Annotated in this window: 3 protein-coding genes; 1 reads left to right on the forward strand and 2 read right to left on the reverse strand. The window is 60.7% G+C overall.

Translation table 11 applies throughout. From position 1 onward, the window contains the following. Positions 1-190: 190 nt before the first annotated feature. Both ABLV76_RS08340 and ABLV76_RS08345 read right to left on the reverse strand, forming a co-directional pair. On the reverse strand, positions 191-868 hold the full coding sequence (locus ABLV76_RS08340; RefSeq protein WP_004204521.1) for an isochorismatase family protein: 678 nt from the start codon (positions 866-868) through the stop codon (positions 191-193). Between the two features lie 18 nt (positions 869-886). Further along, positions 887-1,747, reverse strand: coding sequence for a pirin family protein (locus ABLV76_RS08345; protein WP_348878277.1), 861 nt, complete (start codon positions 1,745-1,747; stop codon positions 887-889). A gap of 114 nt (positions 1,748-1,861) precedes the next feature. Between ABLV76_RS08345 and ABLV76_RS08350 the strand changes: the two genes are divergently transcribed. Further along, entirely contained in the window at positions 1,862-2,767 is a 906-nt protein-coding gene (locus tag ABLV76_RS08350) for a LysR family transcriptional regulator (protein ID WP_004204523.1), read from the forward strand. Positions 2,768-2,893 lie beyond the last annotated feature (126 nt).

Here is a 2,893-nt window from a genome sequence, read left to right on the forward strand (position 1 = left end):
ACACACTTTCCAGGCGTGCTCCTTCAGCCACTCGGACACCTCACCATATTGTCTTGCTGCTCACCTTGGGTGGGCAACGGGGCGCTACTATAGGGAGTTGCGTTAAAACGGTCAAGCATATTTTCTTCTTTCTTTACCGACCGCTCACGCAATGAACAACGCCCCGCTGCGACGCAGTGGGGCGGGTGTTTTAGCGCTGGGAATCAAGTTGTTCGTTATTCTTCACCACGTCCTGCGCTTTGCTGTAGCTTTCGATCAGCAGCTGGTAGGCCGGGAAGACTTTGGTGTACACCTCCGCCCATTCTGCCGCGTCCGGGCGATTCCAGGTGCGCTGCAGCTCAGAGGCGACGGCGGCGGTATCCATCGGCACTACGCCAGCCTGTACCACGCGAGCCAGGGTGATCTCCTGCGCCATTTTGCTGTAGGTGCCGGAAGCGTCAATCACGGCAAACACTTTATAACCGTCGGCGACGGCGGCAATCGCCGGGAAGGCCATGCAGACGCTGGTGATGGTCCCGGCGATAATCAGCGTTTTACGACCGGTCGCTTTCACCGCGGCGACGAATTCCGGGTTATCCCAGGCGTTGATCTCGCCTTTACGGGCGATGTATTGCGCATGCGGCGCGTTCTCATGAATCTCCGGGATCAGCGGACCATTCGGCCCCTGCGGCACGGAGGCGGTGGTGATCACCGGGATCCCGGCAAGCGAGGCCATCTTCGCCAGCGCGGCGGCGCGAGCGCGCAGCTCTGGCATTGGCATATCGCCGACGGTCTGGAACAGACCGCTCTGGTGGTCAATCAACAGCATTGCGGTATCGTTAACATCAATCACCGGACGAGCACCGTTAAAGTTAGCGGGAGTAGACATAGTATTCACCTCAATCAGTTAGATTTGGCCAAAGCGGCCGCTGTTAAAATCGCGAACGGCTTCTGCGATCTGCGTTTTGTTATTCATGACAAAGGGGCCATAGCCCACAATCGGCTCCTGCAGCGGTTCGCCGGCCATCAGCAGAACTTTTGCCTGGGCGGTCGCCTCCAGATGCAGTGCGTCTCCTGCCTGGCTCAGGACGGCGAGCTGTCCTTCGCGGGCGGATTCGGAACCGTTGATGATCACTTCCCCTTCCAGTACCACCAGCGCGGTACTCCAGCCTTCCGGCTGGCGCAGCGTGAGGTCGCGCCCCTGATTCAGCTGCATATCCCACACGTTAAGCGGTGAGAAGGTATGGGCCGGGCCGCTGACGTCGTCATACTGGCCGGCAATAACCCGAACCTGTCCGGCGCCATTCGTCAGCGCGACGGTGGGGATCGTCCCGGCGGTAATGCTCTGGTAGCCGGGGGCCGTCATTTTGTCTTTGGCGGGCAGGTTGACCCACAGCTGGATCATCTTCAGCTCGCCGCCGCTGCGGGTGAAGGCCTCCGAGTGGAACTCTTCGTGCAGGATCCCGGCGCCCGCCGTCATCCACTGCACGTCGCCTGGGCCAATTACCCCGCCACGGCCGGTGGAGTCACGATGTTCTACCTCACCGGCGTAGACGATGGTGACGGTTTCGAATCCGCGATGCGGATGCTCACCGACGCCGCGTTTATCGCTGCCCGCCGGGAAGGTGTACGGCCCGGCATACTCGAGCAGTAAGAAGGGGCTCAGCTGCTGGCCGTGCGTCTGATAGGAAAACATCGAACGAACCGGGAAGCCGTCGCCTACCCAATGCTGCGCGGGCGCGGTGTAGACTCCTGTAATCTGTTTCATGGCTTTCTCCTGTGTATCGGTATCTGATGTGAATAAGCTTATATCCGGGACGACATGTGCGGTAGTAAGCAAAAATGGCCTATACTGTTCCAAAAATGGAACAATGGAGGAAGGATGCAGGATCTCAATGACTTCGCCTGGTTTGTCCAGGTCGTGGACCATGGCGGTTTCGCCGCGGCAGGGCGAGCGCTTGACCAGCCGAAATCCAAGCTCAGCCGCCGCATTGCGCAACTCGAGGAGCGGCTGGGCGTGCGTTTGATTCAGCGAACCACTCGCCAGTTCGCGGTTACCGAGGTCGGGCAGACCTTTTACCAGCATTGCAAAGCGATGCTGATAGAGGCCGAGGCGGCGCAGCAGGCGGTCGACACGCTGCGCGCCGAGCCGCGCGGCAGCGTCAGGATCACCTGTCCGGTCACCTTGCTGCATGTCCATATTGGACCGATGCTGGCGCGATTTATGGCGCGCTATCCCGGGGTCACTTTGCATCTTGAGGCGACCAACCGCCGGGTGGATGTGGTCGGGGAGGGCATTGATGTGGCGATCCGCGTCCGGCCCCGGCCTATCGAGGACAGCGATTTGGTGATGCGTGTGCTGGCGGACCGAGGGCACCGGCTGGTGGCCAGTCCGGAGCTGATTTCCCGGCTCGGACGTCCGCAGGCGCCGTCTGAGCTGAGCGCCTGGCCTGGGCTCAGCCTGGGGGCGAACAAGCATCAGCATAAATGGCAGCTTACCGGGCCTGAGGGGGCAAGGGCGGAGGTGTATTTCACGCCGCGAATGGTGACCACCGATATGCTGGCGCTGCGCGAGGCGGCGATGGCCGGCGTAGGGGTGGTGCAGCTTCCTTTGTTAATGGTGCGCGATCAGCTGGCGTCAGGGGAGTTAGAGGTGGTACTGGATGAGTGGCAGCCGCGGCGGGAAGTGATCCATGCGGTATTTGCCTCACGGCGCGGGCTGCTGCCCTCTGTCAGGGCGCTGGTGGATTATCTCAGCGAAGAGTATCAGCGAATGGAAGAGGATTAGCTTCGGGATTGGCTTTTCTTGGGGGGCTCCCCCCGGGGAGAATATAAAAGAAAAGAGCCCGCGCTTGCGTACAGGCTCTCATCTCGAATATGGCGGTGAGGGGGGGATTGACTCGCTTCGCTCGCC

Source organism: Klebsiella sp. GB_Kp047 (assembly GCF_040065235.1).
GTDB lineage: Bacteria > Pseudomonadota > Gammaproteobacteria > Enterobacterales > Enterobacteriaceae > Klebsiella > Klebsiella quasipneumoniae.